Source organism: uncultured Sphingomonas sp., assembly GCF_964237335.1.
GTDB lineage: Bacteria > Pseudomonadota > Alphaproteobacteria > Sphingomonadales > Sphingomonadaceae > Sphingomonas.
In genome coordinates, this window is the sequence record NZ_CAXSHM010000038.1 from 21380 (window position 1) to 26750 (window position 5371).

A 5371-nucleotide genomic window follows, 5' to 3' on the forward strand; every position below is an offset into this window, starting at 1 on the left:
GCGCAACGGCTGTCCGGCCGGCCGCCGGTGCCCCTGTCGCCCCTCACTTTGTGGGTGCTGGCGCTGCTGGTGGTGGCGATCGGCGCGTCGGCGGGGGTCGTGGAACTCGGCGGCTGGCGGTTCGCGGTCGTCTTGGGCGCGCCGCTGGCGGTCATCGTCCTGCTGCCGTTCGGGATGCAGGCATCGGGCGTCGACACCCAGGGACTGCCGGCGTTCGGATGGCTGATGGGCTGGACGCTCGCGTACAGTGCGGCGGCGGCGACCGCGCGGGCGATGGGATCGGAGCAGCGCCGCTTCGCGCAGGGGGCGCTCGGCCGCTACCTGCCGCGCGACGTCGCCAACGCGATCCTGCGCGACCCGGATCAGTTGAAGCTCCACGGCGAACGCCGCACGATCTTCGCGCTCTTCAGCGACCTGGAGGGCTTCACCAAGCTGACGCACGCGATCGCGCCCGAGACGACGGCGACGTTGCTCAACCGCTATCTCGACACGCTCAGCAACGTCGTCCTCGATCACGGCGGCACGATCGACAAGTTCGTCGGCGACGCGGTCGTCGCCTTCTGGGGCGCGCCGATCGCGCGGGCGGACGATGGCGACCGGTCGCTGGCGGCGGCGATGGCGATGGTTGAGGCCGGCGAGGCGTTCCGCCGCGACGCGCCGGACGGCGTGCCGCCGATCGGGCGCACGCGCGTCGGGCTGCACCGCGGCGAAGCGATCGTCGGCAATTTCGGCGGCGAGGGCCGCATCCAGTACACCGCGCTGGGCGACGCGATGAACGCCGCCGCCCGGCTGGAAGGCGCGAACAAGACGCTGATGACACGCGCGCTGGTCAGTGGCGAGGCGGCGTCCCGGATGACGGACGCGCCGTTGCGCCCGATGGGGCGGGTCGCCGTGCGCGGCCGCTCGACCCCGATCGCGGTGTTCGAGCCGGTGCCGGACCTGCCGCCGGCCGATGCCGCCGCGATCGCCGCCGTCATCGACCGGTTCGACGCGGGCGACCTCGACGCGCTGGCCGTGCTCGACCGCCGCGCCGCCGCCCAGCCGGGCGATGCCGCGCTCGCCCGATTGGCGGACCGTCTTCGAACCGCCGGACCAGGAGGCCATAATGCGCTCGACTAGACCAATCCTCGCCGCCGTCGCGATCCTCGCCGCCGCCGCGCCCGCGCTCGCCGATGTGGTCGTCATCCGCGCGTCGGGTCCGTCCGCGCCGCGCTATGCCGCGGGCAAGAGCCTGCCCGACGGCGCGCGCATCGTACTCCAGCGGGGCGATCAGATCGTCCTGCTCGACGCCCATGGCACCCGCACCGTCTCCGGGCCCGGCACCTTCCCAGCCGTCGGTAGCGCAACAGCCGCCGGCTCCAGCCTCATCACGCTGGCGAGCAACACGGCGGACCGGCGCAACCGGGTCGGAGCCGTGCGCAACCTGCCGACCGGTACGCCGGCGGTCAGACCCAACATCTTCCTCGTCGACGTCGCGGCGGCCGGCAACGTCTGCGTCGTCGATCCGAGATCCGTCACCCTGTGGCGCGGCGCGGCGGATGCCGCTGGCTCCTCCACGATCGTCGGCGCGGACGGGAGCACAGCGACCGTCGCGTGGATCAAGGGACAGACGACCCAGCCCTGGCCGACGACGCTGCCGGTCGCGGCGGACAGAAGCTACCGCGTCACCCAGGCGGGCAGCGCCAAGGCGGCACCCGTGCCGATCGCGTTCCAGCTGATGGCGGCGCCCCCGACCGACCTGCCCGAACTCGCCAAGGGCCTGATCGCGCACGGCTGCCAGGCGCAGGTCGACGTGATGATCGCGACCACCGGCGCGGCGGCGAGCTAGGCGCCGGATGCCGGTAACTCCGATCAGGCGCAGGGGGCCAGGCTGGCGACGCTACGCGGCCGGGCTGCTGGTCGTCGCCGCGCCGGCCGGTGCCCAGGTCGCGCCGACACCCGGCGCAGCGGTGCAACAGGTCGCGCCGCCCAACCGGACGGAGGTGGAGCGCGTTCCGGTCCCCACCGACACGGCGCCGCGCACCCGGCTGACGATCTCGGGCGGGATCGAGCGCTCGCCCTGCCCGCTCGACGCGCCGCGCTTCGCTGGCGTGCAGGTGACGCTGACGAAAGTGGTGTTCGACCAGCTCGGCCCGGTCGATCCTGCCAGTCTGGATGCGACCTGGCGCCCGCTCGTGGGCCAGAAGGTGCCGCTCTCCACGATCTGCGAGATACGCGACGCGGCCGCGACCATCCTGCGGCGCCAAGGCTATCTCGCCGCCGTGCAGGTGCCGCCGCAGCGGATCGTGGACGGCACGATCCGGCTGAGCGTCCTCATGGCGCGTCTCGTCGCCGTCCACGTCCGTGGCAACGCGGGCCACGCCGAGCAGCGGCTCGCGGGCTATCTTGAGCGTCTCAAGGGCGATGGGCCGTTCAACCAGAAGGTAGCCGAACGCGCGCTGCTGCTCGCCGGTGACCTGCCGGGGTTCGACGTTCACCTGACGCTCCGCTCCGCCGGCACGGTGCCGGGGGAGGTCGTCGGCGACGTCACCGTCGTCCGCACCCCGTTCGTCACGAGCGTCAACATCCAGAACTACGGATCGAGCGCGGTCGGGCGTACCTCCGTGCTCGCCAGCGTCCAGGCGAACGACCTGCTGGGACTCGGCGATCGCGCCATCATCGGCGTCTACAACACCGCCGATGTCCGCGAGCAGACGGTCGTCCAGGGCTCGTGGGACATCCGCCCCGGCGCCAGCGGCCTGACGCTCGGCACGCGTGCCACCTATGCGATAACCCGGCCCGACATCGGCGGCGGCGATCCGGTGCGTGCGCGCACGCTGATCGCGACGATCGAGGCAAGCTATCCGTTGGTCCGGCGCCAGGCGCTCACGCTGCGCGCCGCGGGCGGCCTGGACGTGATCGGCCAGACGCTGCGCTTCGGCGGCCTGCCGTTCACCGACGACCAATTGCGGATGCTGTACTTGCGGCTCGACGTGGACGCGAGCGATCCCGCCGCCAGTTCGGACGCCGCGGCGTTGAGCGCGGCGCCACGCTGGCGGGCGGCGGGCGCGATCGAGCTGCGGCAGGGCATCGCCGGGCTGGGCGCGAGTCACCGGTGCGGCGCCGCGCCCCTGTACCTTGGCTGTGCCGCCGTCCCGTCGATCAGCCGCCTCGACGCCGATCCGCAGGCAACGCTGATCCGCGCGAGCGGCAGCGTCAGCGTGGGCCTGCTGCCCTCGCTGACGCTCGCGGTCAGCCCCCGCGCGCAGATCGCGTTCGATCCGCTGCTCAGCTTCGAGCAGTTCACCGCGGGCAATTACACGGTCGGGCGCGGCTATGATCCCGGCGCGCTGACCGGCGACAGCGGGCTCGGAACGCAGACCGAGCTTCGGCTCGCGCCGCTTGCGGTGCCGCGGGTGCGGACGCTCAGTGTTCAGCCGTTCGCCTTCGTCGACATGGCACGGGTCTGGACGCTTGGCCCGATCACCAGCGTCTACCGCATCCAGCGCGTCGTGACGGTCGGCGGCGGCGGACGCTTCGCGCTCGCGGACCATGCGCGCGCCGAGCTGATGCTGACCAAGCCGATCGGCGAGACGCCGCTGCCGGGGCAGGACCATGGCTTTCGCGTGCTGTTCAGCCTGACCGCCCAGTTCGTGGCACGGCGATGAGACCCTTGACGCCCCCTCGTCTTCCTCCGGCTCGCTGGAACATCGCATGCTAGATCTCCGCAGCCGCCACATGGTGCGATACGCCCTCCTCGCCGGCTGCGCGACGGGGATCGGGCTGGCGGCGGGGCTAGCGGAGGGGCCGGCCCGCGCGCAGGCCTTCCAGGGGACGCCGATCGCGGTCGCGACCGGCACCGTGACGTTCGACCGGACCACTCCGGGCGTCGAGACGATCACCGCGCTGAGGCCGACCGCGATCATCGACTGGACGCCGAGCGATACGACCGGCACCGGCACGGTCAATTTCCTGCCGCAGGGCAATGTCGCGACGTTCACCAGCACCCCCACGATCGGCGCGGGATACACGATCCTCAACCGGATCATGCCGAGCGACACGACCCGCTCGGTGACGCTCGACGGGATCATCCACGGCTATCAGGGCGGCACGACCGTCAACGGCGGCACCTTGTGGTTCTACAGCCCCGGCGGGCTGATCATCGGGGCGGACGCGCGTCTCGACGTCGGCAGCCTGTTGCTCACCGCCAACCCGATCGCGATCGGCACCAACAACGAGCTTTACGGCAGCAGCGGCCAGATCCAGTTGCGCGCCGGCAACGCAGGCGCGCAGGTCCTGATCGCGAACGGCGCGACGATCACCGCGCCCCAGCCCGGCAGCTACATCGCCGTGGTCTCGCCCAGGATCACCCAGGGTGGCACAGTGAACGTCAACGGATCGGCCGCCTATGTCGCGGCGGACAGCGTCGATCTGACGTTCAACGCCGGGCTCTTCACCATCGCCATCCAGACGGGCGCGACCGCCAGCAGCGACATCCTGCAGCACACCGGCACGACGACCGGTCCGGCGAGCACGGGTGCCGGCGACCCGCACCGCATCTACCTCGTCGCGGTCTCGCGCAACGACGCGATCACGATGCTCGCGTCGGGCACGCTCGGCTTCGCGGCGGCGACGTCGGCGAGCATCCAGAATGGCGCGATCATCCTGTCCGCCGGCCGCGACATCTCGGGCGGCGATCCGCCGGCCGCGCCGGGCAGCATCGGCGCGCCCGCGGCGGTCAACCTGACGAACGCGACGGTGACGTCCCCGGTCAGCCTGTTCGCGTCGAGCACGGCGCAGGTGACCGCCTCCGGGATCGTGCCGGTGGCGCGGATCGATGCGCCGCAATCGATCACGATCAACACGCCCGGCTTCACGGGTGGTGGCACGCTCACCTCCACGGGCCCGATCTCGATCGCCGGCGGATCGTTCGCGCTGGGCGCTGTGACGTCGGGTGGCAGCATCACCGCGACGGTCACTGGAGACTTGAGCGCGGGAGCCGTTACCGCCACCAACAGCGTCGGCATCACGGCGACCGGCCTCGTGACGCTCACCAACGCGACCGTCGGCGACGATCTCACGATCAGCGCCGGATCTGCGAACCTGACGACGCTGCGCGCGACCTACACGGGCGGCGCGGATGTCGGTAACGACGGCTCCAACATTCGTGTTACCACCGCGGGCGACCTGACCGTCCACGACGCCGCGGCGGTCTACGGCATCGCGCTCACCGCGGGCACCGGCGGCACGGGCACGCTGACCGCGGACCTGCTGCACACCGACCGCGCCGCGACCACCTTGTTGAACCAAGGCAGCGGTGACATCCGGCTGACGACCCTCGACTCGCAGGGCGACGTGACGCTGACCGCCACCGGCGGCGCGATCACCGGCA

The 5371-nt window shown here is 72.0% G+C and carries 4 protein-coding genes; all 4 read left to right on the forward strand.

The window, feature by feature from the left end; genetic code table 11:
- Nucleotides 1-273 precede the first annotated feature (273 nt).
- Entirely contained in the window at nucleotides 274-1119 is an 846-nt protein-coding gene (locus ACFE65_RS14865; RefSeq protein WP_375383154.1) for an adenylate/guanylate cyclase domain-containing protein, read from the forward strand.
- Nucleotides 1106-1828, forward strand: coding sequence for a hypothetical protein (locus tag ACFE65_RS14870; RefSeq protein WP_375383151.1), 723 nt, complete (start codon nucleotides 1106-1108; stop codon nucleotides 1826-1828). Before ACFE65_RS14865 ends, ACFE65_RS14870 begins: the two co-directional genes overlap by 14 nt.
- Before the next feature lie 7 nt (nucleotides 1829-1835).
- Nucleotides 1836-3647 carry a ShlB/FhaC/HecB family hemolysin secretion/activation protein gene (locus ACFE65_RS14875; RefSeq protein WP_375383152.1) on the forward strand — a complete coding sequence of 604 codons (1812 nt, stop codon included), beginning with the start codon at nucleotides 1836-1838 and terminating at the stop codon, nucleotides 3645-3647.
- A 70-nt stretch (nucleotides 3648-3717) separates the two neighbouring features.
- Nucleotides 3718-5371, forward strand: a 1654-nt coding sequence (locus ACFE65_RS14880) for a beta strand repeat-containing protein (protein WP_375383153.1), incomplete at its 3' end; no start/stop codon positions are given.